This window comes from Ruegeria sp. G7 (genome assembly GCF_056535465.1).
Genome location: NZ_JBQFIL010000001.1, coordinates 1,295,532 through 1,316,909, shown reverse-complemented (window position 1 = coordinate 1,316,909; position 21,378 = coordinate 1,295,532). Strand labels below are relative to the sequence as shown.

General features: G+C 61.3%; 25 protein-coding genes. 13 read left to right on the top strand and 12 right to left on the bottom strand.

Annotation, left to right across the window (positions count from 1 at the left end):
• Window positions 1-149 precede the first annotated feature (149 nt).
• From ACR3EN_RS06575 to ACR3EN_RS06545, 7 genes are all read left to right on the top strand, one after another.
• Window positions 150-1,469, top strand: a complete 1,320-nt coding sequence (locus tag ACR3EN_RS06575) for an MFS transporter (RefSeq protein ID WP_480823260.1) — start codon at window positions 150-152, stop codon at window positions 1,467-1,469.
• A gap of 57 nt (window positions 1,470-1,526) precedes the next feature.
• Window positions 1,527-1,955: an Lrp/AsnC family transcriptional regulator gene (locus tag ACR3EN_RS06570; protein ID WP_480823258.1), complete on the top strand. Its 429-nt coding sequence runs from the start codon at window positions 1,527-1,529 to the stop codon at window positions 1,953-1,955.
• 72 nt (window positions 1,956-2,027) lie between these two features.
• Window positions 2,028-2,708, top strand: a complete 681-nt coding sequence (locus tag ACR3EN_RS06565; protein WP_480823256.1) for a transglycosylase SLT domain-containing protein — start codon at window positions 2,028-2,030, stop codon at window positions 2,706-2,708.
• Window positions 2,709-2,717: 9 nt separating this feature from the next.
• Window positions 2,718-4,802, top strand: a complete 2,085-nt coding sequence (gene flhA, locus ACR3EN_RS06560; RefSeq protein ID WP_480823254.1) for a flagellar biosynthesis protein FlhA — start codon at window positions 2,718-2,720, stop codon at window positions 4,800-4,802.
• Complete coding sequence (locus ACR3EN_RS06555) at window positions 4,799-5,572, top strand: flagellar biosynthetic protein FliR (RefSeq protein ID WP_480823252.1); 774 nt, start codon at window positions 4,799-4,801, stop codon at window positions 5,570-5,572. The genes flhA and ACR3EN_RS06555 overlap by 4 nt, the downstream gene beginning before the upstream one ends.
• On the top strand, window positions 5,569-6,657 hold the full coding sequence (flhB, locus tag ACR3EN_RS06550; protein ID WP_480823250.1) for a flagellar type III secretion system protein FlhB: 1,089 nt from the start codon (window positions 5,569-5,571) through the stop codon (window positions 6,655-6,657). Before ACR3EN_RS06555 ends, flhB begins: the two co-directional genes overlap by 4 nt.
• A complete protein-coding gene (locus ACR3EN_RS06545) occupies window positions 6,657-7,016 on the top strand; it encodes a hypothetical protein (RefSeq protein ID WP_480823248.1) in 360 nt (119 codons plus the stop codon). Before flhB ends, ACR3EN_RS06545 begins: the two co-directional genes overlap by 1 nt.
• Before the next feature lie 17 nt (window positions 7,017-7,033).
• Here ACR3EN_RS06545 and ACR3EN_RS06540 read toward each other — a convergent pair whose 3' ends face one another.
• The 9 genes from ACR3EN_RS06540 to ACR3EN_RS06500 are packed head-to-tail and all read right to left on the bottom strand — an operon-like array spanning window position 7,034 to window position 11,585.
• Window positions 7,034-7,549 carry a flagellar basal body-associated FliL family protein gene (locus ACR3EN_RS06540; RefSeq protein WP_480823246.1) on the bottom strand — a complete coding sequence of 172 codons (516 nt, stop codon included), beginning with the start codon at window positions 7,547-7,549 and terminating at the stop codon, window positions 7,034-7,036.
• A 9-nt stretch (window positions 7,550-7,558) separates the two neighbouring features.
• Complete coding sequence (gene flgH / locus ACR3EN_RS06535) at window positions 7,559-8,290, bottom strand: flagellar basal body L-ring protein FlgH (RefSeq protein ID WP_480823244.1); 732 nt, start codon at window positions 8,288-8,290, stop codon at window positions 7,559-7,561.
• A complete protein-coding gene (flgA, locus tag ACR3EN_RS06530) occupies window positions 8,290-8,703 on the bottom strand; it encodes a flagellar basal body P-ring formation chaperone FlgA (protein WP_480823242.1) in 414 nt (137 codons plus the stop codon). Before flgA ends, flgH begins: the two co-directional genes overlap by 1 nt.
• Window positions 8,703-9,488: a flagellar basal-body rod protein FlgG gene (gene flgG, locus ACR3EN_RS06525; RefSeq protein ID WP_480823240.1), complete on the bottom strand. Its 786-nt coding sequence runs from the start codon at window positions 9,486-9,488 to the stop codon at window positions 8,703-8,705. Before flgG ends, flgA begins: the two co-directional genes overlap by 1 nt.
• Window positions 9,489-9,509: 21 nt before the next feature.
• Window positions 9,510-10,220 (bottom strand): flagellar hook-basal body complex protein, encoded by a 711-nt coding sequence (locus ACR3EN_RS06520; protein ID WP_480823238.1) that lies wholly within the window; start codon window positions 10,218-10,220, stop codon window positions 9,510-9,512.
• Entirely contained in the window at window positions 10,220-10,492 is a 273-nt protein-coding gene (locus ACR3EN_RS06515) for a flagellar biosynthetic protein FliQ (protein WP_170675403.1), read from the bottom strand. Before ACR3EN_RS06515 ends, ACR3EN_RS06520 begins: the two co-directional genes overlap by 1 nt.
• Before the next feature lie 4 nt (window positions 10,493-10,496).
• The gene (gene fliE / locus ACR3EN_RS06510) at window positions 10,497-10,787 is read right to left on the bottom strand and encodes a flagellar hook-basal body complex protein FliE (RefSeq protein ID WP_480823236.1); all 291 of its coding nucleotides are present in this window, start codon (window positions 10,785-10,787) and stop codon (window positions 10,497-10,499) included.
• 12 nt (window positions 10,788-10,799) lie between these two features.
• Complete coding sequence (gene flgC, locus ACR3EN_RS06505; protein ID WP_480823234.1) at window positions 10,800-11,186, bottom strand: flagellar basal body rod protein FlgC; 387 nt, start codon at window positions 11,184-11,186, stop codon at window positions 10,800-10,802.
• A 12-nt stretch (window positions 11,187-11,198) separates the two neighbouring features.
• On the bottom strand, window positions 11,199-11,585 hold the full coding sequence (locus ACR3EN_RS06500) for a FlgB family protein (protein WP_480823232.1): 387 nt from the start codon (window positions 11,583-11,585) through the stop codon (window positions 11,199-11,201).
• A gap of 89 nt (window positions 11,586-11,674) precedes the next feature.
• Between ACR3EN_RS06500 and ACR3EN_RS06495 the strand changes: the two genes are divergently transcribed.
• The 6 genes from ACR3EN_RS06495 (at window position 11,675) to ACR3EN_RS06470 (ending at window position 18,917) form a co-directional block, all read left to right on the top strand.
• Window positions 11,675-13,012, top strand: coding sequence for a FliI/YscN family ATPase (locus ACR3EN_RS06495; protein ID WP_480823230.1), 1,338 nt, complete (start codon window positions 11,675-11,677; stop codon window positions 13,010-13,012).
• Between the two features lie 86 nt (window positions 13,013-13,098).
• A complete protein-coding gene (locus ACR3EN_RS06490) occupies window positions 13,099-13,938 on the top strand; it encodes a flagellar motor protein MotB (RefSeq protein ID WP_480823228.1) in 840 nt (279 codons plus the stop codon).
• A 97-nt stretch (window positions 13,939-14,035) separates the two neighbouring features.
• Window positions 14,036-15,331 carry a flagellar hook protein FlgE gene (locus ACR3EN_RS06485; RefSeq protein ID WP_480823226.1) on the top strand — a complete coding sequence of 432 codons (1,296 nt, stop codon included), beginning with the start codon at window positions 14,036-14,038 and terminating at the stop codon, window positions 15,329-15,331.
• A gap of 33 nt (window positions 15,332-15,364) precedes the next feature.
• Window positions 15,365-16,816, top strand: coding sequence for a flagellar hook-associated protein FlgK (flgK, locus tag ACR3EN_RS06480; RefSeq protein WP_480823224.1), 1,452 nt, complete (start codon window positions 15,365-15,367; stop codon window positions 16,814-16,816).
• Between the two features lie 2 nt (window positions 16,817-16,818).
• Window positions 16,819-17,826 (top strand): flagellin, encoded by a 1,008-nt coding sequence (locus ACR3EN_RS06475; protein WP_480823222.1) that lies wholly within the window; start codon window positions 16,819-16,821, stop codon window positions 17,824-17,826.
• Window positions 17,823-18,917 (top strand): flagellar basal body P-ring protein FlgI, encoded by a 1,095-nt coding sequence (locus ACR3EN_RS06470; protein WP_480823220.1) that lies wholly within the window; start codon window positions 17,823-17,825, stop codon window positions 18,915-18,917. Before ACR3EN_RS06475 ends, ACR3EN_RS06470 begins: the two co-directional genes overlap by 4 nt.
• A gap of 27 nt (window positions 18,918-18,944) precedes the next feature.
• Here the strand turns inward: ACR3EN_RS06470 and ACR3EN_RS06465 are convergent, their stop codons facing one another.
• The 3 genes from ACR3EN_RS06465 to ACR3EN_RS06455 are packed head-to-tail and all read right to left on the bottom strand — an operon-like array spanning window position 18,945 to window position 21,204.
• The gene (locus ACR3EN_RS06465; protein WP_480823218.1) at window positions 18,945-19,589 is read right to left on the bottom strand and encodes a DUF1523 family protein; all 645 of its coding nucleotides are present in this window, start codon (window positions 19,587-19,589) and stop codon (window positions 18,945-18,947) included.
• A gap of 9 nt (window positions 19,590-19,598) precedes the next feature.
• Window positions 19,599-19,865: a hypothetical protein gene (locus ACR3EN_RS06460; protein ID WP_480823216.1), complete on the bottom strand. Its 267-nt coding sequence runs from the start codon at window positions 19,863-19,865 to the stop codon at window positions 19,599-19,601.
• Between the two features lies 1 nt (window position 19,866).
• Window positions 19,867-21,204 (bottom strand): DUF6638 family protein, encoded by a 1,338-nt coding sequence (locus ACR3EN_RS06455; protein ID WP_480823214.1) that lies wholly within the window; start codon window positions 21,202-21,204, stop codon window positions 19,867-19,869.
• Between the last annotated feature and the right edge of the window lie 174 nt (window positions 21,205-21,378).

Sequence of the window (21,378 nt, the reverse complement as noted above, 5' to 3'; positions counted from 1 at the left end):
CCTTTGTGCGCTTTCGGCCCCGAGATAGGCGGTTTGGCTTCCGAACTCAACGCCGTCGTTGGAAAAGCCCGAACCGGGCAATGTGGCTTGACCTTGCGCGTCACACTGGAACTATGGAGCGGCAACAACTGCCCTCAAGAAAGCGCGTGATGCTCAGCGTCCTGAAAAACCGCACCTATCGGCACCTGCTGGCCGCGCAGATCGTTGCGTTGTCCGGCACCGGGTTGGCCACCGTTGCGCTGGGTCTGCTGGCCTTTGATCTGGCAGGCGAGGCCGCCGGGCTGGTGTTGGGCACCGCGCTGACCATCAAGATGGTAGCCTATGTCACCGTCGCGCCTCTGGCCGCTGCCTTTGCCGAGCGGCTGGACCGTCGGAAGATGCTGGTGGCACTGGATCTGATCCGGGCGGCGGTGGCGCTGTGCCTGCCGTTCGTGAGTGAGATCTGGCAGGTCTATGTGCTGATCTTTGTGCTGCAATCTGCCTCGGCCGGGTTCACCCCGACCTTTCAGGCCACCATCCCCGACGTGCTGACCGACGAGCAGGACTATACCAAGGCCCTGTCCCTGTCGCGGCTGGCCTATGATCTGGAAAGCCTGCTGAGCCCGATGCTGGCGGCTGTCCTCTTGCTGCTGGTCAGCTTCGACAGCCTGTTTCTGGGCACCAGCCTTGGGTTTGTGGCCTCGGCCCTACTGGTGGTCTCCGTCGCTCTGCCCTCGCCCAAACCCACCGCGCGGCGCGGCATCTATGACCGGACCACGCGCGGCATCCGCATCTATCTGAAGACCCCCCGCCTGCATGGGCTGCTGGCGCTGAGTTGGAGCGCGGCGGCGCTCAGCGCGATGGTGATCGTCAACACGGTGGTGATCGTGCGCGCCGATCTGGGCCTGTCCGAAAGCGCCGTGGCGGTCGCACTGGCCGGGTTCGGCGGCGGGTCCATGCTGGCCGCCTTCACGCTGCCCCGTTTGTTGGAACATATCCCCGACCGTCAGGTGATGCTGAGCGGCGCAGCTCTCGCGACCGGAGCCATGGCCACCGCCGCCCTGCTGTCCGCTACCTTACCGATGACTCTCATGCTGCTGACACTGATCTGGGCCGCCGTTGGCTTTGGCTACTCGGCCACACTGACGCCGTCGGGCCGCTTGCTGACACGGTCAGCCCACCCTGAGGACCGCCCCGCCCTCTTTGCTGCGCAGTTCACGCTATCGCATGCCTGCTGGCTGGTGCTGTATCCCTTGGCCGGGTGGCTGATGACCCGCTTCGGGGCCACGGTCGTGATGGCCGCAATGGCGACGGCTGCAGTGCTGGGCGTTGCGCTGGCGATACGGGTCTGGCCTCGTGACAGCCGCTCGGCGGTCGCGCACAGCCACCCCGACCTGCCCGCAGATCATCCGCATCTGGCCGGGCCGGGACCACACGCCCACCCCATCGTGATTGACGAGTTGCACCCACGTATCCCGCGCCAGCCTTGAGCCCGCCCCATAAACTGCCGTACACCGGGGCACACCCAAAAGACGCCCGGAGCCCGCATGGATCAGCTTGACCGCCGCATCATCGCCGCCCTGCAGCACAACGCGCGCGATTCCACCACGCGCATCGCCGCAACGCTTGGGGTCGCCCGAACCACGGTCCATGAGCGGATCAACCGCATGGAAGAACGCGGCATCATCGCAGGTTATTCCGTCGTCCTGCGCGAAACCGAGGATACCCCCCGCGTTCAGGTCGTTGTCCTGCTGGAGGTGCAGCAAAAGGAAACCACACGGATCATCAAGCGGCTTGAGGCTTACCCGGAGGTCAGGCTGTGCCTGTCGATCAACGGCGAATTCGACCTGCTTCTGTCCGCCGAGGCCCCGAGGATCGAGGATCTCGATGTCCTCGTTGATGAACTGGCCCGCATACCCGGCGTCTTGCGCACCAACACCAGTGTGGTTTTTGGCCGCAAAATCGACCGGACCTGAGGGGCGCTAACTCTCTGTAAACCCATACGTGGCTAGCTTGGCCAGGATTGATCAGAATCCCGGACCGGCAGAATGCCCTATCGTGAAATCCTGTTTGCGCTGTTTGTGGCGCATCTTGCGCTGGTGACGCCCGGCCACGCAGCGCCCGGCGGTGAAACGGCGGCTTTGTGCGATCAGGCCGCGCAACGGGCTGCACGGGCGGAAGGCGTGCCTCTGGACATTCTGCGCGCCATCACGCGGGTTGAAACAGGCCGAACGGTTGATGGTGCGCTGCACCCCTGGCCCTGGGCCGTGAACCGCGAGGGGCAGGGATATTGGTTCGCCTCGGCGGCTGAGGCCAAAGCCTATGTCTTCAACATCTTCAAATCCGGTGCCCGCAGCTTTGATGTGGGTTGTTTCCAGATCAACTATCGCTGGCACGGCAAGGCCTTCCGCTCGATCGACGCCATGTTCGACCCGGATGAAAACGCCACCTACGCCGCCCGCTTCCTGAACGAACTCTACGCCGAGCTCGGATCATGGCCCGCCGCTGCCGGGGCCTATCATTCCCGGACCGAGCATCTTGCGACCTCTTACTCCAACCGCTTTCAGGCGGTGCTGGCGCAACTGGAAGGGCCGCGCGCGACCGGCGACCCGTTTACCATGTCTGCCGCCCCGTTGATCCCCCTGTCGCCCAAGCCCGCCAGCCGCACCGCTCTGGGCTCGCTGGTGCCCCCAACCGCCGCCGCAACCGCGTTCATCCCCTTCAACTAAGAGGTCCCCGTGCCCCGGATCGACATCCGCACCCTGTTTTCCCCGACCGTCCTGCTGGCGCTGGCGCTGATGACGGTGATCGTGATGATGATCCTGCCGATGCCCGCATGGGTGCTGGACGTGGGGCTTGCGGCCTCGTTTGCGCTGGCGATCCTGATCTTCACCCTGACCCTGTTCATCGAACGGCCGCTGGATTTCTCGTCCTTCCCGACGATCCTGCTGGCCTCGCTGATGTTGCGGCTGTCGCTGAACGTCTCGTCGACCAAGCTGATCATCGGACAGGGGCACACCGGCACAAACGCGGCGGGCGACGTGATCGAAGGCTTCGCGCAATTCGTCATGAGCGGCAGCATCTTTCTGGGCCTCGTGGTGTTCGGCGTACTGCTGATCGTCAATTTCATGGTCATCACCAAAGGCGCTGCCCGTATGGCCGAGGTTGGGGCGCGTTTTGCGCTGGACGGGATGCCCGGCAAACAGCTGGCCATCGACAGCGATATGTCCGCCGGGGCCATCGACCACCAACAGGCCAAGGAACGGCGCGAGCGTGAACAGCAGGAGACCACGTTTTTTGGCTCGCTCGACGGCGCGTCGAAATTCGTCAAGGGCGATGCCATCGCCGGGCTGCTGATCACCCTGCTGAACCTGGTGATGGGTCTGGTGATGGGTGTGATCGTGCATGGCATGCCGGTCTCATCCGCGTTTGAGACTTATGCGATCCTGACCGTCGGCGACGGATTGGTATCGCAAATCCCGGCAGTGATCATCTCAATCGCCTCGGCCCTGCTGCTGGCCCGGGGCGGTACGCAAGGGGCCACGGACAGCGCGATTTTCTCGCAGCTCGGGCGACACCCGGCGGCGCTGGCCACGGTTGCGGTGCTCATGGCGCTGTTTGCGCTGGTGCCCGGATTGCCATTTCTGCCCTTCATGCTCGGCGCGGCAGCGCTGGGCTATGCCGCCTATGCTGGCCTAAAGAAACGGAACACCGAAGACATCCCCGAAGATACCACACCCGAGGCCGACACCCCCGTCTCGCAAGCCATCGGCGACGTGCTGGATCTGGATGACGTGCATCTGGAGTTCGCCCCCGATCTGGTCAGCATGGTGCTGAACCCCGGCACCGGGCTGGATGCACGGATTGCGAACATGCGCACCTATGTCGCCTCAAGCTACGGCCTGATCCTGCCAGAGATCCGCCTGACCGACCGCGCCGACCTCCCCACCGGCACCTACGTCATCAAGGTACAGGGGGTCGAGCAGGCGCGCGGGGTGCTGAATTCAGAACTGGTGCTGGCTCTGGTGCAGGACGGGCAGGACCTGCTGCCCGATGGCACCGACGTGACCGAACCGGTATATGGCGCCCCCGCCCGCTGGATTCTGCCCAAGGATCAGGAAGCTGCCGCCATGAACGGGGCCACCATCGTAACCCCGCCCGAGATTCTGGCTACGCATTTGCTTGAGATCATCAAACAGAATTTCTCGCGCCTGCTGACGCTGAAATCCCTGCGCCGCCTGCTGTCCGAGATGACCCGCCTCAGTGATCCGGTCCGAGCCGAAGCCAATCGCAAGCTGCTCGATGAACTGATCCCCGACAAGGTACCAATCGACACCTTGCATGCGGTGCTGCGCCTACTGCTCGACGAACGGGTCTCAATCCGCAACTTGGCGCTGATACTGGAAAGCGTGGCCGAGGCGCGGTTGACCACAACCCAGCCCGAAGGCATCTGCGAACTGGTCCGCCAGCGGCTGGGTTTTCAACTGGTGGCCGAGATGAAGCGCGAGGACGGATCGATCCCGCTGATCCAGCTGGCCCCGGAATGGGAAGACACCTTTGCCAGCTATCAGATCGACGCCCCCAATGCCGGTCTGGACGTGGCGCTGCCGCCGAACCTGTTCAACAAGCTTGCCGACGGGGTGAATGAAAGCGTCGCCAAATCCGCCGACCACGGGTTGTTTCCGGCGGTGGTGACCTCGACCCGGCGGCGGCGGTTGCTGCGCACTATCATGCACGCCCGCGGCATCGCCAACCCGGTTCTGTCCTTCGAGGAAATTGGGCTCGAGGCGCGCCCAGCGCTGGTGGGAACGGTGCCCGCGTGATCACCCTGCCGCCCGAGCTGTTGCCCCATCTGGGGCAGACCCTGTGGCATCTCTTCGCCATTTTCCTGCGCGTCTCGACCATGGTATCGCTGCTGCCCGCCTTTGGCGAGCGCAGCATCCCGGTGCGCGTCAAGTTGGGTTTGGCTGTAGCGTTTTCACTGATCGTGGCCCCTGCGGTGCCAGATGCCGAAGCCGTGCCCGGGTTCGGGCGCATGGTGGCTCTGACCGGCACCGAGATAGCGATCGGAATAGCGCTGGGCATCGGCCTGCGCATGTTTGTACTGGCGCTACAAACCGCCGGTTCCATCGCCGCGCAGGCGACATCCCTATCGCAAATTCTGGGCGGCGCTGCAGCTGAGCCCGTGCCCGCGATGGGCTACATGCTGACGCTGGCCGGGCTGGCGCTGGCGGCCTTGCTGGGCCTGCATGTCCGTGCCGCGCAATTCATGATCCACAGCTATATGCTGTTCCCGATCGGCACGCTGCCGCTGGCCCCGGACCTGACACAATGGGTCGTTACGCAGGTTTCACGCAGCTTTGGGCTGGCGTTCGCACTAGCCATGCCCTTCGTCATCGCCTCGCTGATCTACAATCTGGCGCTGGGCGTCATCAACCGCGCCATGCCGCAGCTGATGGTCGCGTTTGTGGGCGCCCCCGCGATCACCTTCGCCGGTCTGTTTCTGCTGTTCGCAGGTACGCCGCTGATCCTGTCCGTCTGGTCCGACGCACTGTTTGCGTTTCTGCAGAACCCGATTGAGAGCGCAAGATGAGCGGGCAGGACGATGACAGCGACAAGTCTTTCGAGGCGACACCGCAGAAGCTTGAGAAAGCCCGCAAGAAGGGCGAGGTCGCCAAATCCAACGATCTGTCGGTGGTGGCCGCCTATTCCGGACTGCTCATCGCGCTGCTGCTGGCTGGGCAGTATACGGCGGAACGGCTTGGCACCCTGTTTGTGGTTCTGATCGACCAATCGGATCGGCTGGCGGACCTGCTGACAACAGGCCCGGTGACGGCCCCGGTGGCTGGCATACTGCGCTCTACGCTGGTGCCGGTTGCTGCCCTGTTCGTGGTGCCGGCGGTCGCGGTGGTGCTCAGCCTGATCGCACAACGCGCCCTGATATTTGCCCCGGACAAACTAAAACCCAAAACCTCACGTATCTCGATCCCCTCGAATGCAAAGAACAAATTTGGGCGGGGCGGCCTGTTCGAATTCGCAAAGAGCTTTGTGAAACTGCTGATCTACGGGGCCTGCCTGGCCCTGTTTCTGCACGCGAACCTGCCCGAGATCCTCTCGGCCAGCGCGGCACCCGCGCGCGCGTCCATCCTGCTGATGATGAACCTGTTGCTTCGGTTCCTGTTCATCGTCATCACCATCGCGCTGGCCATCGGTGTGATCGACTATCTGTGGCAACATGCCGAGCATCTGCGCAAGAACCGCATGTCCCGCAAGGAAATTCAGGATGAAACCAAGGACTCCGAAGGCGACCCGCATGTCAAACAGCAGCGCCGCCAGCGCGCGCAGGACATTGCCACCAACCAGATGATGGCGGATGTGCCCAAGGCCGATGTGGTGATCGTCAACCCAACCCATTACGCGGTTGCTCTGAAATGGTCGCGCACCAGCGGCACCGCTCCGGTCTGCGTCGCCAAAGGGGTCGACGAGGTGGCAGCAACGATCCGCACAGCGGCGGGCGAGGCCGGGGTGCCCATCCACTCAGACCCACCGACCGCGCGGGCGTTGCATGCCACGGTCGAGATCGGCCACGAAATCGCCGAAGAGTATTACCGCCCGGTCGCCGCCGCGATCCGCTTTGCCGAAGCCATGCGCAAGCGCGCTAAGGGACAGGTCACCTGATGCGTAACCGGCTGAAAGACCTGCAAACCGTGACCGAAGCCGCTTATCAGCACGAGTACCACAAGCTGCGCCCCTTGCTGCAGCAAGAAGCAAAACTGCTACAGCAACTGACCCGACTGGATAGCCAGCTGGCCGAGGTCAAGTCACAATCTGCACGGACCGAAGGGTACCGGATCACCGGCACCGATCTGCTATGGCAGGGCTGGGAATCGGCCACGCGGCGGCAGTTGAACACCGAGCTGGCGCGGTTGCGGTCGCAAAAGCTGGTCGCGATGGACGAGCTACGTCAAGCCTTCGGGCGCAAACAGGCCGTCACAGAGCTGACGCAGCGCCTGCGGCAAAGCAAGCGCTGCACGTGAATTGAGTAGACAGCGGGTCAGGTATCCTGACGACTGACGCCCATGATCAGAACCTTTGTGACATCCTTCCCCAGATCCTTCTGCGCAACCTCAAGCAGCGCCTTGCGCAGGACCGCCAAATTGTCCGACCGGGTAAACGCCCCGTCAAAACCGCCACTGTTGGCGTGATCGAACAGGACCTGCAGAAACCGGTCTCTCAGCTTGGGTTCGATCTCATAGAAAATATCCTCGATGCCCGGTCGCACTTCGAGGCTGAGGGACATGGTCACCAGCGCAGAAATCTCATCCTCAGACACCACCGGCACCACAAATTGCTTGGTAAGCTTCAGATACTCCTGAGTCTTCTCTTCATCCTTTTTGCCGGATTCCTTGGCCTTTTCCTTACCCTTCTCAGGTTTGGGTTTGGCGGGCTTGGTCTCGGCCTGGTCCCCGGTTTGCTCAGATCTCCCAGATGGCGCCAGCATAACGCCGGCGCCAACACCTGCGGCAAGACCCACCACCAGGCAAATGATTGGCAACAGCTTTCCCATCACATCCTCGCTTTAAAACGGCAAAACGGTATCAAGAACCTGCTGCCCGTATCGCGGTTGCTGCACATCAGTGATCTGACCGCGACCGCCGTAGGACACACGCGCAGACGCGATCTTGTCATAGGTGATTTCGTTCTGACGTGAGATATCCTCGGGGCGGACATAGCCCGCGACCAACAGCTCGCGCAGTTCGAAATTCACCCTCAACTCCTGAGAGCCGGTGATCGACAGCACACCATTGGGCAACACGTCGACAACCGTGGCGGCCACGCGCAGCGTCAGTTTCTCTTTGCGTTTGACCGACCCCTTGCCCTTGCTGACCGAGGCCGAATCTATCGATACAGCCTCATCCAGAGAGGCCCCCGCAGGCAGGCGTTCCGCCGCCCGTTGCGGCAAGCCGAAAAGGCCCGGCACCGACAGGCTTTCGGACCCGGCCCGAGAGCGGTTGGTATCGTTAGAAATCTCGGCCTTTTCATCTAGCTCAATCACCACGGTCAGAATGTCACCCTTTTTCATTGCCCTCTGATCCCCCAGCAACGAATGCTGGCCGCCGCTCCAGAGTGAGGCACGATCCACGGTGCGCTGTGGTTGACTGTGCAGGGGCAGACCGGGCCAGAGCATCGCGACATGCTCTGGCGACTCCGTATTGGGCGTTAGGCTGGGCGGTTTGCCCAGATGGTCCAGCCGACCGCACGCGGCAATACCCAGAACAGAGAGAAGCAGGCATTTCGTTAGGTTTGACATCACTTGACCTCGATTTGACCATCGGCGCGGACCACGCCCGTTACCGTTGTGCGCGACGACAGGTTCATCACCCGGATACGCTCTCCCGCGGCGCCACGCCCCAGCGCGCGACCCTCCGCGGTGATCGACAGCGCGGTGCGATCAAAGATCAGCGTCACCAGATCATTGCGGTCGACAATTGCAGGCGGGCCGATATCGGACGGGCGGATCGGTCGGCCCGGATAGAGCACGACGCGGGCCTCTTGCCCGATCAGGTCCGAAAGCTGTTGCACAGCACCCGCTGCATCGATCGCTTTGACCTCGACATCCGAGGCGGCGATGACCTCTTTCGCGCGGATCGTTCGGGTGGGGACAACGATCTCGGCCAAAGCCGCAAGGGGGGTCAGGGCAAGAAGGCAAATGAGAAATCGCATCACCGCACCTGTGTGGTGGCGCCCATCATCTGGTCCACGGCGGAAATAACCTTGGCGTTCATCTCATAACCGCGTTGCGCCTCGATCAGTTCGGTCACCTCGCGCACCGCATCGACCGAGCTGTCTTCGAGATAACCCTGCCGCAGCGTGCCCAACCCATCCTCGCCCGGGGTGCCGACCACCGGCGGGCCCGAGGCTTCGGTTTCCTTGAACAAGTTGCTGCCCACCGCCTCAAGCCCCTTGGCATTCGAGAAACTGGCCAGTGTGAATTCGCCAAGCAACTGCCCCTCGGCCGTGTCGTCGAAATAGGCATAAACCTCGCCCGCAGCATTGATCGAGATCGATCTTGCATCATCCGGGATGGTGATTTCCGGCGCGACGGCAAACCCGTCCGAGGTGACAATCAGCCCCTCGGCAGAGCGTTTCAGACTGCCATCACGGGTAAAGGCGGATTGGCCGTTGGGCAAGGTCACCTCAAGATAACCGCGCCCTTCGATGGCCACGTCCAGATCGCTGCCTGTGGCCGACAGACCGCCCTGTTCCAGCTGCACCGTTACGGCCGAAGGCCGCACGCCAAGACCCAGCTGAATGCCGGTCGGCAGCACGGTCCCGTCCGAGGCATTCACCGCCCCCGCCCGCGCCATCTGCTGATAATGCAGATCGGCGAATTCTGCCCGCCGCGCGTTGTAGCCGGTGGTGTTCATATTCGCGAGGTTGTTCGAGATCGTCTCAACCCGCATCTGCTGCGCGGTCATGCCCGTCGCAGCAATTTTCAAAGCCCGCATATTGGTATCTCCTTTGTCAGATCAGCGCATCAGCGCCTTCAGGGCACCGCGCACCCGTTCATCCTCGGCCTCCAGAAAACTCTGGCCCAGTTCATAGGCGCGCTGAATCTCGATCATTCGCGTGACCTGCCCGATGGCGTTGACATTCGAGCCTTCGAGGAAGCGATGCAGCACGACCGGTTCATCCACCGGGTCGACCTGTCCGCCGGCGCGGAAATGGGTGCTGCCCTCGCGGACGAGATTTTCCGGGTCCGCCACGGAATAGATGCCAATCTGACCCAGAAGCTGGCCGTTGATACTGAGCGTACCGTCGCTGCCCACATCAATTGTCGTTGCATCGGGAGGAACAAAAACCGGTGCGCCATTGCTGTCCAGAACGCGGTGCCCGTCCATGGTGACCAGGTCGCCTTCAGCACTCGGTGAAAAGCTGCCCGCGCGGGTCAGGCGGTTGCCTGCAGGGGTCTCGATCATGAAGAACCCATCGCCTTCGATAGCAAAGTCAAACGACCCACCAGTCTCGGTCAACACGCCCTGTTGCAGAGAGGTGTTGCGCACCTGCGCCCGACTGAGCGATAGCGACGGGTTTCCCGGCATGTCCCGAACGAATTCTGAGAACACTAAGCCCTGCTGGCGATAGCCCGTCGTATTGGCATTGGCGATATTGTTGGCAACCAACCGCATCTCAGTCATCAGACCGGATTGGCGAGAAAGAGTGACATAGGCTGTGTCCATCAGCGGCCTCCTGCAATAAGCGGGATCAGCGTCCCGGTGAAAAAGGTAACGAGGGTCTGGGTCATGAACCCCATCGATATCCAGAACACGATGACAATAGCGATCAGCTTGGGCACGAAGGTCAGCGTCATCTCCTGCACCGAGGTCAGCGCCTGAAACAGACCGACCGCCAGACCCGAGATCAGCGCCACCGCCAGAATCGGGACCGAGGTGATCACCGCGACCCACAGCGCCTGACGGACGATGTCATAGAACAGACCTTCGCTCAGCATCGGGTCAGACCGGCATCCGCAGGATTTCCTGATAGGCCTCGACCACCTTGTTGCGGACGATCACCGCCGTCTCAACCGCAAGCTCGGTCTGCGCCAGCGCCTGCACCAGCGCATGCGGGTCGGCTTGCCCCACCATCGACGATTGCGCGACCTGTTCACTGTGTTTCAGCGTCGCGGCGAAGTCGCGAAAGGTGGATTGCAGCCCCTGCCCAATGCCCTGATGATCGGGATCAGCCTGTGTTGCGGGGCGGGCACCGGCATAGCTCTGCGCGGCGGTCAAAGATCGGATATCCATTCTGGCTTTCCTTTATTTTCTGAGCAAATCCATCAGGCTCGACGACATTTGCCGGGTCTGATCAAACATTTTGAGGTTGGCTTCATAGCTGCGCTGCGCCTCGCGGGCGTCGGCGATTTCAATCATCAAATCGACATTCGAGCCGCGGTAATGCCCGGTTGCATCCGCCATGGGATGGCCCGGATCGTAGATACGGGTCAGGTCCCGGCGATCCAGTTTGACCCGCCCGGCCTGCACCATCTGCTGGCCGCCTTTCTCGACGGTTTCAAACGGCACCGTCTTGCGCCGATACCCCGGCGTATCCGCGTTCGAGATATTCTCGGACACATGCCGTAGCCGAGCCGCCTGAGCACGCAAGGCGCTGGCCGAGGCGGTAAGGGAATGGGAAAAATCGCTCATATCCTATCCTCCTCAGGCCCGACCCAGAGAGGTGCGTAGAATGCCAATCGAAGAACGATAGATCGCAAGCGCGCGATCATGCTGCCGTTTGACATCGACCGCTTTCAGCATCTCTTCTTCCAGCGAAACGCCGTTGCCGTTGGGATCCCCAGACGGATCGGCCGTATATTCCGCCCAGTGCTGAGCGCCCGAACCGCCATGCAGGTGGCCGGCGCGGGTGGCGGCCATCGCTACCGTGCCCCTAGTTTTCTCAAAAGCGGTCTTGAAGGCCTCGATATCGCGGGGCTGATAGCCCGGCGTATCCGCGTTTGCCATATTGCGCGAGATAACCGCCTGCCGTTGACCGGCATGGGTTGCCATTGCGTACGCTGTCTTAAAGACGTTCAGGTCATAGAACATCGGGGCTTCTCCCTCGATCGATTTCAATCAAGGCTTAACCCCGATTCCTTTAGAAACCGTTTTCAGCAAAGAGTTTTGGAGGATCCGCGATGACCGATCTTGATCTGGCGCGTTTGAAGGGCGCATTCGACAGGCTGTCTGCCACACGGCATATGGGCCGCGTCACCAGCGTTGCGCGCGGTGTGATTGAGATTGATGGCCTGGCCGGGCGCGCCCGAATCGGAGATCACCTGACCCTGCGCCGCCGTTCCGGCCCTGATCTGGCCGGAGAGGTCCTGCATGTGGAAGCAGACCTGATCCACATGCTGCCCGCCGCAGCCCCCGACGGCGTGTGTCTGGGCGATCAGGTGATTCTGGAACACACGCCGGTCTTTGCCCCCGGCCAGCATTGGCTGGGCCGGGTGATTGACCCGTTCGGAAACCCTTTGGACGGCAAACCATTGCTGCCCGGGGCGCACACGCGGGATCTGATGCAGGCCCCACCCGCCGCCGTTACACGCAAGCCGCTGGGCGAGCGGATGGAGACGGGGTTGGCCATGTTGAACACAGTTCTGCCCATCGTGCAGGGCCAGCGTGTGGGGCTGTTTGCAGGTTCAGGCGTCGGCAAATCGACCCTGCTGGCTACGCTTGCGCGGTCGATGCAGGCCGATGCGGTAGTGGTTGCGCTGATTGGTGAGCGCGGGCGCGAAGTGAATGAGTTCGTCGAGAACGCTCTTGGTGCCGAGGGGATAAAGCGGTCGGTCGTGGTCGCGGCGACCTCGGACCAGTCGGCGTTGGCCCGCAGGCGGTGCGCGTGGTCGGCGATGACCGTGGCCGAACATCTGCGCGACGAAGGGATGAACGTGCTGTTTCTGGCCGACTCGGTCACGCGTTTTGCCGAGGCCCATCGTGAGATCGCAGTCGCCATGGGCGAGGCAGCCTCGCTGCGCGGCTTCCCACCGTCGGTCACTCCGATGATCGCCAACCTCTGCGAACGGGCGGGACCCGGAACGGCTGAACAGGGTGATATTACGGCAGTCTTCAGCGTGCTGGTCGCAGGCTCGGATATGGACGAGCCCGTGGCTGACATCCTACGTGGAGTGCTAGACGGTCACATCGTGCTGAGCCGCGAGATCGCCGAACGCGGGCGTTTTCCGGCCATTGACCTCAGCCGCTCAGTGTCACGCAGCCTGCCCGGAGCAGCCAGTGCCGACGAGAATCAGCTGATCGCCGAGACCCGAAAACTGGTCGGCAGCTATGAACAGTCCGAAGTCATGATCAAGGCGGGGCTTTATGCAGAGGGTTCTGACCCTCTTTTGGATCAGGCCGTGCGCGTTCATGACGAACTGGACGGGTTCTTTGCCAGGCGCGAGACCGACAGTATCGCCAACAGTTTCAACCATTTGCAACTGATCCTGCGCAGGGCCGGGGCGAACCTGCCCCGCTGAGGAATTCAAGACAGTTTTAAGTGTTAAGCCCGCCTTAAGACCTGCGCTGCTACCCCGATAGACGGGTGATATAAAAGGTGGTGGAGATGGGTGCGCAAACCAATGCGGCGCCAATCATCATCAAGAAGAAGCGTGTGTCAGGCGGCGATGGCCACCATGGCGGCGCGTGGAAGGTCGCGTATGCGGACTTCGTCACGGCCATGATGGCCTTCTTCATGTTGATGTGGCTGCTGAATGCAACGACCGAGAAACAACGCAAAGGGCTGGCGGATTACTTCTCGCCGACGATTCCGGTCAATCCGGTCTCGGGCGGGGGTGACGGGGCCTTTGGCGGCAACAGCATGTTCTCGGAAAAGACGCTGGTGATGGATGGTACCGGGGCCAGCAACCGCAACCCGACCGAAGCGCAACAGGCGCGCGGGTCCACCGGGGTTGACGCGCGAGGCGGCGGCAAGGGCGCGTTTGAGGATTTCTCGTCCCTGGAAGCCCAGCTATTGGGCCGTAGCGGCGAAAGCCTGATGTCGGACAAGATGCTCAAGCACATCGTGACTCGGGTCACCGATGAAGGTCTGGTGGTGGAACTGTTTGCGACCGAAGATCAGCCCTTGTTCGAATCGGGCACGGACAAGCCGACCCCGATGATGCGGGCACTGACGCTGCTGGTTGCGCGCGCGTCTGATCTGGTGACCAACGCTATCGCGGTCGAGGGGCATGTCCGCTCTGCCCCCATCGTGCTGGCAGACAATCCGGTCTGGGACCTGTCGACTGCGCGGGCACAGACCATCCGTCAATTGCTGCAGGACAAAGGCGTCGGGCCGCTGCGGCTGGATCGGGTGACCGGTCATGCGGACCGGCATCTGGCGGTCGAAAATCCGATGGCACGACGTAACAACCGGATCGAGATCATCTTCCTGCGCTCTGGCTGATTTGCAAAGTTAGGACGCATTTTAGCTGTTAGCGCGCTGTTAAGAGGCCGTGCGGTATGTGTTGCATCAAGGACCGAAGCAATAAAAGGGCGTGCCGATGACCATTTCCTCTTCGCTGAATGCCGGTGTGGCGGCGTTGAAGGCCAACGCCAACAGGCTGGCCACAATCTCTGACAACATCGCGAATTCATCGACATTCGGCTATAAGCGGGTCGAGACCGATTTTCATTCGATGGTCACTTCGGGTCAGGGCGGCAGCTATTCGGCGGGTGGCGTCAGAACCACCAGCCAGCGCCTGATCGATCAGCGTGGATCGCTGGTGACGACCAACAACTCGACCGATCTGGCGGTGCGCGGACGGGGCATGCTACCAGTGCGGCCCAGCTCTCAGATCGCGTCTGGCTCGAATGAGATGTTGCTGACCACCACCGGATCATTCCGCACCAACGAGGAAGGGTATCTGGTCACCGAATCCGGCCTTGTCCTGCTAGGCTGGCGCGCTGCGGCGGACGGGTCCATCCCCAGCGTGCCGCGCGACACGCCTGCGGCGCTGGAACCCATCCAGCTAAGCGTCAATCAACTGTCCGGCGCGCCGACTACCTCGATGAATTTGCGTATGAACCTGCCCGCAACTGCAACGGACGCAGGCGCGCCGGGTGATACACAGCCCCTCTCGGTCGAGTACTTCGACAATCTGGGCAAATCCGAAAGCGTCGATATCGAACTGGTGCCCACCGTCCCGGCGGCGGGGTCCAGTAATGAATGGACATTGACCCTGCGCGATTCCGCATCGGGTGGCGCAGTGATCGGAGAATACACACTGACCTTTACTGACAGCCGATCCGCAGGGGGTACCCTGGCCAGTGTCGCGACGGTGTCCGGGGGTGCCTATGACCCGGCAACCGGCAGCTTCGTGGTCAATGTGGCCGGCGGACCGATGGAGATTAACATCGGCCTGATCGGCGATTCTGACGGGATAACCCAGTTGTCCGATACCTTTGCGCCGGTTTCGATCACGCGCGATGGCTCGGCAGTGGGTACGATGACCAGCGTTCAGGTGGATGAGAACGGGTATGTCTACGCGTTCTACGATACCGGGGTCAGTCGCCGGGTGTTTCAGATTCCACTGGCCGACGTGCCCAATCCAAATGGCCTGACTGCGTTGGACAGCCAGACCTACGCCCCTTCTCGTGAAAGCGGCACGTTCTTTTTGTGGAACGCAGGTGAAGGGCCGACCGGCGATCTGGTCTCTTTCGCGCGCGAGGAATCGACCACAGATGTCGCGACCGAGCTGACCTCGATGATCCAAACACAGCGAGCCTATTCCTCAAGCGCCAAAGTCATTCAGACCGTCGATGAGATGCTGCAGGAAACCACCAATATCAAACGCTGATCCAACGGCTGACCACCAAAAAGGAGGTGTCCGATGAATATGTCGACAGCATTGAACAACGCCCTGGGCGGGCTGAACGCCGCCAGTCGTGGTGCGGCCGTGATCTCAGGCAACATCGCCAACGCCCTGACGCCGGGATACGCCCGCCGATCACTGGAACTGGCGACCAGCACGATCTCGGGCAATGGTGTGCGGGTCGTTGGGGTTACCCGTCATCAGGACCCTGTCTTGCTGGCCAATCGCCGCGCAACCAATGCAGATTTGGCCACCACCACGACTCTATCGGCCTTCCACGCTGGCTTTGAAAAGCTGGTGGGCACCGCCGATGATGCGACCTCGATCGCGGCGCGGTTAACGGAGTTCGAGAACAGCTTGACCACAGCGTCCAGCCTGCCCGGCTCGGCTCAGCGGCTGGATCAGGTGGCCCGATCAGCCCGCGCGCTGAGCACAGCAATCAACCAGGCATCCGAGGGTGTGCGCAAAATGCGCTCGGATGCGGATCGGACCATTGGCGAGCAGGTCGAAACCCTGAACCGGACCCTGAAGGACATCGAAAAACTGAACGCCCGCATCCCGGCCATTCGCAATTCTGGCGGTGACACCGGTGCGTTACTGGATCAGCGGCAGGTTCTGATTGATCAGGTCAACGCACTGGTGCCGGTGAATCTGATAGCCCGCGACAACGATCAGGTCTCGCTTTATGCGCATGGCGGTCTGATCCTGCTGGAAGGTTCTGCGGCTGAATTCGCGTTCTCGATCACCGGCGAGACCGCGCCGCATATGACGATTGGAAACGGACTGCTGTCGGGGCTTGAGGCCAACGGGCAGCCCGTGCGCATCACCGGGGATTTCGCCCAGATTCGCGGTGGGGCGCTGACCGCGCAATTCGAGATTCGCGACAACCTGGCGGTCGAGGCGCAGGCCGATCTGGACACCGTCGCCCGAGATCTTATCGAACGGTTCGAGGCTGCGGGCCTTGATCCAACCACCACCGCGGTCGATCCGGGCTTGTTCACCGATGCAGGCAACCGGTTTGACCCAGCCGCGCAGACCGGGCTGGCCTCGCGCATTGCGGTCAATCCGATCGTGGACCCGGACGCGGGAGGCGACAGCTGGAAGTTGCGCGCGGGCCTTGGCGCAACGGCACCTGGCGCTCCGGGAGAGGCGCGCCAATTGCAAGCGTTTGGTGCGGCACTGAATCAGGCACGATCGGTAGCGGGGTCAACTCTGGGCACCGGCGATCTGCGCGCTGCCGAACTGACCGAGACCTTGATCTCGAAGGCAGGGGCGAACGCCTATGCCGCAGAAACACGCAACACCTTCGCCGCGAGCGCGCACCAGAAGATGGAGCAACTGGTGGCAGAACAAGGGGTCGACAGCGACACCGAGTTGCAGAACCTGATGCAGATTGAACAGGCCTATGCCGCCAACGCCCGTATCGTCGCAGTGGTCGACGAACTGATGGATACCCTGCTGAGGCTTTGAACATGACCCTGAATTCTATCGGCGATCTGGCACGCGGCCTGACCCTGCGCACCCGCAGCACCGAGATCAAATCGCAAATCGAAACCCTGTCCTATGAAATGTCCTCAGGAAAGGTGCAGGATATCTCGGGCCGATTGGCGGGCGATTATTCGCATCTGCTGGATCTGGAACGAAATCTCGAACGGCTGCAGGCTTTTTCTGTCGCCACGGCCGAGGCCGGTTTGTTCACAGATGCAATGCAGTTTAGCCTGAAAACCTTTGGCGACTCCGTGAGCGAGATCTCGTCGTCGTTGCTGTCTTTCGGCACCGCCAATCAGACAGTAACGCATGAGCAAGCCTCGGTTCAGGCGCGCAATGAGCTGGATACCATGATCTCGGCGCTGAACGGACGGACGGGTGGGCGTAGCCTGTTTTCGGGCACCGCGACCGATGTCTCGCCCTTGCTCGACGCCGATACGCTGCTGGCCGCGTTACAAACAGAGCTGACCGGTCTGATCACCGCAACGGATATCAGACAGGCGGCCGAAGATTGGTTCAACGATCCAACCGGGTTTGACGCGGTGATCTATCGCGGCAATGCAACCCCTTTGTCGCCGATGCAAATTTCGGAAACCGAGCGGATCGACATCCCGATCACGGCAACCGATCCGGCGTTAAAAGCCGCGCTGCGCGATGTTGCCGTCGCCGCGCTGGCGTCAGAGGACGCGCTGAACTGGGCCCCGACGCTGCGGACCGCATTGTTTACACAGCTTGGCGTTGATCTTGCCAATGCGCAGGATGCCACCGTCAAGCTGCGCGCCGAGGTTGGCGCCGCAGAGGCGCGCGTGGAGCAAGCCGCGACACGCAACGCCGCCGCGAAAACCAGCGCCGAAAGCGCACGGAACACTCTGATTTCTGCGGACCCCTACGAGACCGCCGCGCGCCTGCAGACCGTGCAGTTCCAGCTGGAAAGCCTCTATTCGGTAACCGTGCGCAACGCCAACCTGTCGCTGGTGAATTTCCTGAGATGAAGATTCTTGCTTTCATATTGATGTTGCTGCCCGGCCTCGTCTCTGCGGGGGCGATCCGCCTTAAGGATCTGGTGGATTTCGACGGCGTGCGGGGCAATGATCTGGTGGGCTATGGCCTTGTCGTCGGATTAAACGGCACCGGCGATGGCCTGCGCAATTCCCCATTCACAGAAGAGATCATGTCGAACATCCTGGAACGGCTGGGCGTCAACGTGAATGGAGAGGACTTTCGACCCAAGAACGTGGCTGCTGTGCTGGTCACAGCCACTCTACCGCCCTTTGCGCGGGTTGGGGGGCAGATTGATGTGACGGTCTCGGCCATCGGGGATTCGAAAAGCCTGCTGGGTGGGACACTGGTTATGACGCCGCTCAACGCGGCGGATGGTCAGATTTATGCCGTCGCGCAGGGTACCGTTTTGGCGGGTGGCGCGGTGGCCGAGGGCGAGGCGGCCACGGTCACGCGCGGGGTCCCGACCTCGGGCGTTATCCCGTCGGGCGCGCGGGTAGAGCGAGAGATCGACTTTGAGCTGGCGGATCTGACGCAGCTTAGATTGGCATTGCGAGAACCGGATTTCACGACCGCCGGGCGGATCGAGGCCGCTATCAATACCGAGTTCAACCGCGCCGTTGCGCTGATGCGGGATTCAGGGACCGTAGAGTTGAGTATTACGGCGACGCAGGCGGTCTCGACCGCGCACGCGATTGGCCGGATCGAGAACATTTTGGTCGAACCCGAAAGCAAGGCCCGGGTCGTCGTGGATCAGCGGTCCGGCACCATCGTTATGGGCCGGGATGTCAGAATCTCTCGGGTGGCGGTGTCGCAGGGCAACCTGACGCTGACGGTCGAGGAAGCGCCCATCGCCGTACAGCCCAACCCTTTTGCACGCGGAGAAACAGTGGTGGTTCCCCGCACCTTCGCCGGGATCGAAGAAGACGAGGGCACCGGGCTGGCCGAAATCCCCGAGGCGACGACCCTGTCCGAAGTGGTTGCGGGCCTGAATGCTTTGGGCGTTTCGCCCCGCGATATGATCGACATTCTGAAAACCATCAAAGCCGCAGGGGCGCTTCATGCTGAATTCATCGTCAGATAGATGTGCACCTGTGAATGGCAGCCGTCGCTATTTGGACTTCCAACTGTCCAGCCAGCGACGGAAACCTTTGCGCTTTTCATCAATCGCATCGCCCGCAGCGTAGAGGCCATCCTCCATGTTCTCCAACACGGGATCGATACGTTTTTGCCGAAAGCGACGCCAACGAACCCAGATCGCCCATACCAAGGCAGCGAACACCGTCAGGAAGATGATGTTGAACCATGGGATGATGCGTACGTCCGGTCCGTCGACATGCCGGATGAACACGGCGTTTGGAAAGATCGACATGAACTCGTTCCGCCAGCCATAGTGGGTGACGACCACCCAATCCGGGTTGTCCTTGGTCGATTTGGCATCATTCGCCTCGGTATACAGATTAGCGGTGTCGAACTTGAAATAGGGCGGCCAGCCCCAGCCGGTGTCTTCATTTCGGTAGACAATCGGTTTGCCATTGGCACGAACCGCCTGAATGAACTGCACATCGCGGTTCGACAGGCTGGTCGATTGGTCCTCTGGCTCGGACCAGAAGATGCGCGTCCAGTCGGTCAGATCCTGGCGTTCTTCATAGGTATTCACAATCCGCACGACATCTTGTTGCGGCAGCGCGTATTGCAGGATCGTTCCGATCGTGACCCAGAAGATGATGATGAACGCCCATTTCACATAGGCCATGCCGTAACCTCACATATAATTCACGATATAGATCAGCGCACCAATTGCCACCCAAGGCACAATATAGACGCCCAAAATCAATTTACGCCGGAACGAATTGTCGTAGACATGCAGGCCGCGGGCCACAAATGCCTCTTTGTTGCCGGTTTTACCCTTTTCGTCCCACCAGCTTTCCAGCTTGCGCCGCCGCACACCACGCGAGTACAGCGACAGCGCAAAATAGGCAATCGTCTGAAGAACCAGCAGGATCAGGAACAGGCGCATTGCTCCGAACATTTCAGTCCCTCCTCACCGCACCCCAGGGGCCGACTCGTGCGATCACGGCGTCGCTGACGCGGTCATTGCCGCTCATGTCAGGCTCGTGGCCAAACAATGCGGCCCGGGCTCCGGATTTATCCACCTGATACTCGCGCGCAAGGAAGTCGGCAACATAGGCCTTCTTGGCCTCAGGCCAGGTCCGGTAAGTGCTGTAGAACAGCTCTTTATGGCAGATAAACAGCTGGCGCGGATCCAGCGGAGCAAGCTCGGCCAGCAGCATGTTGACCAAATCGCGCTGTGGCGTATCGGCGGCGCGCAGAGTGTAGAAATAGGCCGGGTGATCCGAGGTGATCCGAGGCCACGGCCCGCCATCCGTCGCCCAGCGCAAAAGTTGGGCCAGCCCGTGATAAGCCTCGGGCAGCCGATCTGAATGCCTGCGCGCAAGGCGGCGCATATCGCTACGATCCAGACCGGTCAGATCGACCTGGGCATCTGCAGCGGCGGCGATGGTCAGAAAATCCATCTTTTGCTGCAGGATTGCGGCCGAGTCCAAGCCGCGCGCCTCGATGATGGTTTCGACCAGATCGTTGTAGTCAAGAAACTTGGCGATCTGGTTGCGCTGCGACTGGTCAAACACAAATTTGACGGGCAGGTCATCGGGTTTTTCACCCATACAGATCGCCGCCGGATGGTCCAGATCAGGGAACAGATAGAGCCCGCCGAAATGCGCTGTCCAGAAATTGCGTTGCTCGAACGCGGTGTGACGCAGGCGGACGGGGTTGCGGGTGACGTCTCCGGTATCCCTGGCGGTTTCGATCATCTCGGCGATCAGCACATCGTCAAACCAGGCGTCCTCTTCGGTCTTGAACCGTTCCACCATGCCTGCGAGTTGTTGCGCCTTGCGCAGGGTACCCCCGGTCGTGTCTGCCTCGATCTCGATCTTGCGCAGGTTCAGCAAGTCGGCAGGCGTGCTGAGTTTGAAAACCGAGTTCACCAGCTCTCCGGCCACCGCGTCGGTGGCGGTTAGGGCAAACAGCTGTGCCTCGTTCATTTCGATGAATTCCCGCAGGATCTCGCGCGAGGTCGAGAACTTGACGTTCAGCAGAGGCGCGCGTTTCTGCTCGGTCGTCAGCAGGATAAACTGCCGGTTGACCCCATTGGGGTTGAGGTAGAGCGGATCGTCAAACTCCTGCCCGATCTCGGGGGAATAGCCCGAGATGTCCACATGGAAATCCGCAAGCTGAGTGGCCTTGCCCGCCAGATGCTGCAATGCGCGGTTATAGCGCTCGACCAGAGCCGGGCTGGAGATGTGGACTAGATTGCCGAACATAAGGCCTTTTTCGATGAGGCGGATCATGGGAACGCTCTCGCATGTTGAATGCGCTCTCCAAGTTCAAAACCGCTATCTAGAAAATCAGCCATTTTTCGTGTCGTCATTTGAGTAAGAGTTCAGTCGCTTTTGGCGGGTATTCCAACCTAGTATGTCCGGTATATCCACAATGGTGAACGCGACAGCAGCCAGCCCCAAAAA

Excerpts from the sequence above, each read along its gene's own strand:
- ACR3EN_RS06575 (WP_480823260.1), top strand. The coding sequence starts at position 150 with ATGCTCAGCGTCCTGAAAAACCGCACCTATCGGCACCTGCTGGCCGCG.
- ACR3EN_RS06570 (WP_480823258.1), top strand. The coding sequence starts at position 1,527 with ATGGATCAGCTTGACCGCCGCATCATCGCCGCCCTGCAGCACAACGCG.
- ACR3EN_RS06565 (WP_480823256.1), top strand. The coding sequence starts at position 2,028 with ATGCCCTATCGTGAAATCCTGTTTGCGCTGTTTGTGGCGCATCTTGCG.
- flhB (WP_480823250.1), top strand. The coding sequence starts at position 5,569 with ATGAGCGGGCAGGACGATGACAGCGACAAGTCTTTCGAGGCGACACCG.
- ACR3EN_RS06545 (WP_480823248.1), top strand. The coding sequence starts at position 6,657 with ATGCGTAACCGGCTGAAAGACCTGCAAACCGTGACCGAAGCCGCTTAT.
- flgH (WP_480823244.1), bottom strand. The coding sequence starts at position 8,290 with ATGTCAAACCTAACGAAATGCCTGCTTCTCTCTGTTCTGGGTATTGCC.
- flgA (WP_480823242.1), bottom strand. The coding sequence starts at position 8,703 with ATGCGATTTCTCATTTGCCTTCTTGCCCTGACCCCCCTTGCGGCTTTG.
- flgG (WP_480823240.1), bottom strand. The coding sequence starts at position 9,488 with ATGCGGGCTTTGAAAATTGCTGCGACGGGCATGACCGCGCAGCAGATG.
- ACR3EN_RS06520 (WP_480823238.1), bottom strand. The coding sequence starts at position 10,220 with ATGGACACAGCCTATGTCACTCTTTCTCGCCAATCCGGTCTGATGACT.
- ACR3EN_RS06515 (WP_170675403.1), bottom strand. The coding sequence starts at position 10,492 with ATGCTGAGCGAAGGTCTGTTCTATGACATCGTCCGTCAGGCGCTGTGG.
- fliE (WP_480823236.1), bottom strand. The coding sequence starts at position 10,787 with ATGGATATCCGATCTTTGACCGCCGCGCAGAGCTATGCCGGTGCCCGC.
- flgC (WP_480823234.1), bottom strand. The coding sequence starts at position 11,186 with ATGAGCGATTTTTCCCATTCCCTTACCGCCTCGGCCAGCGCCTTGCGT.
- ACR3EN_RS06500 (WP_480823232.1), bottom strand. The coding sequence starts at position 11,585 with ATGTTCTATGACCTGAACGTCTTTAAGACAGCGTACGCAATGGCAACC.
- ACR3EN_RS06495 (WP_480823230.1), top strand. The coding sequence starts at position 11,675 with ATGACCGATCTTGATCTGGCGCGTTTGAAGGGCGCATTCGACAGGCTG.
- ACR3EN_RS06490 (WP_480823228.1), top strand. The coding sequence starts at position 13,099 with ATGGGTGCGCAAACCAATGCGGCGCCAATCATCATCAAGAAGAAGCGT.
- ACR3EN_RS06485 (WP_480823226.1), top strand. The coding sequence starts at position 14,036 with ATGACCATTTCCTCTTCGCTGAATGCCGGTGTGGCGGCGTTGAAGGCC.
- flgK (WP_480823224.1), top strand. The coding sequence starts at position 15,365 with ATGAATATGTCGACAGCATTGAACAACGCCCTGGGCGGGCTGAACGCC.
- ACR3EN_RS06475 (WP_480823222.1), top strand. The coding sequence starts at position 16,819 with ATGACCCTGAATTCTATCGGCGATCTGGCACGCGGCCTGACCCTGCGC.
- ACR3EN_RS06470 (WP_480823220.1), top strand. The coding sequence starts at position 17,823 with ATGAAGATTCTTGCTTTCATATTGATGTTGCTGCCCGGCCTCGTCTCT.
- ACR3EN_RS06465 (WP_480823218.1), bottom strand. The coding sequence starts at position 19,589 with ATGGCCTATGTGAAATGGGCGTTCATCATCATCTTCTGGGTCACGATC.
- ACR3EN_RS06460 (WP_480823216.1), bottom strand. The coding sequence starts at position 19,865 with ATGTTCGGAGCAATGCGCCTGTTCCTGATCCTGCTGGTTCTTCAGACG.
- ACR3EN_RS06455 (WP_480823214.1), bottom strand. The coding sequence starts at position 21,204 with ATGATCCGCCTCATCGAAAAAGGCCTTATGTTCGGCAATCTAGTCCAC.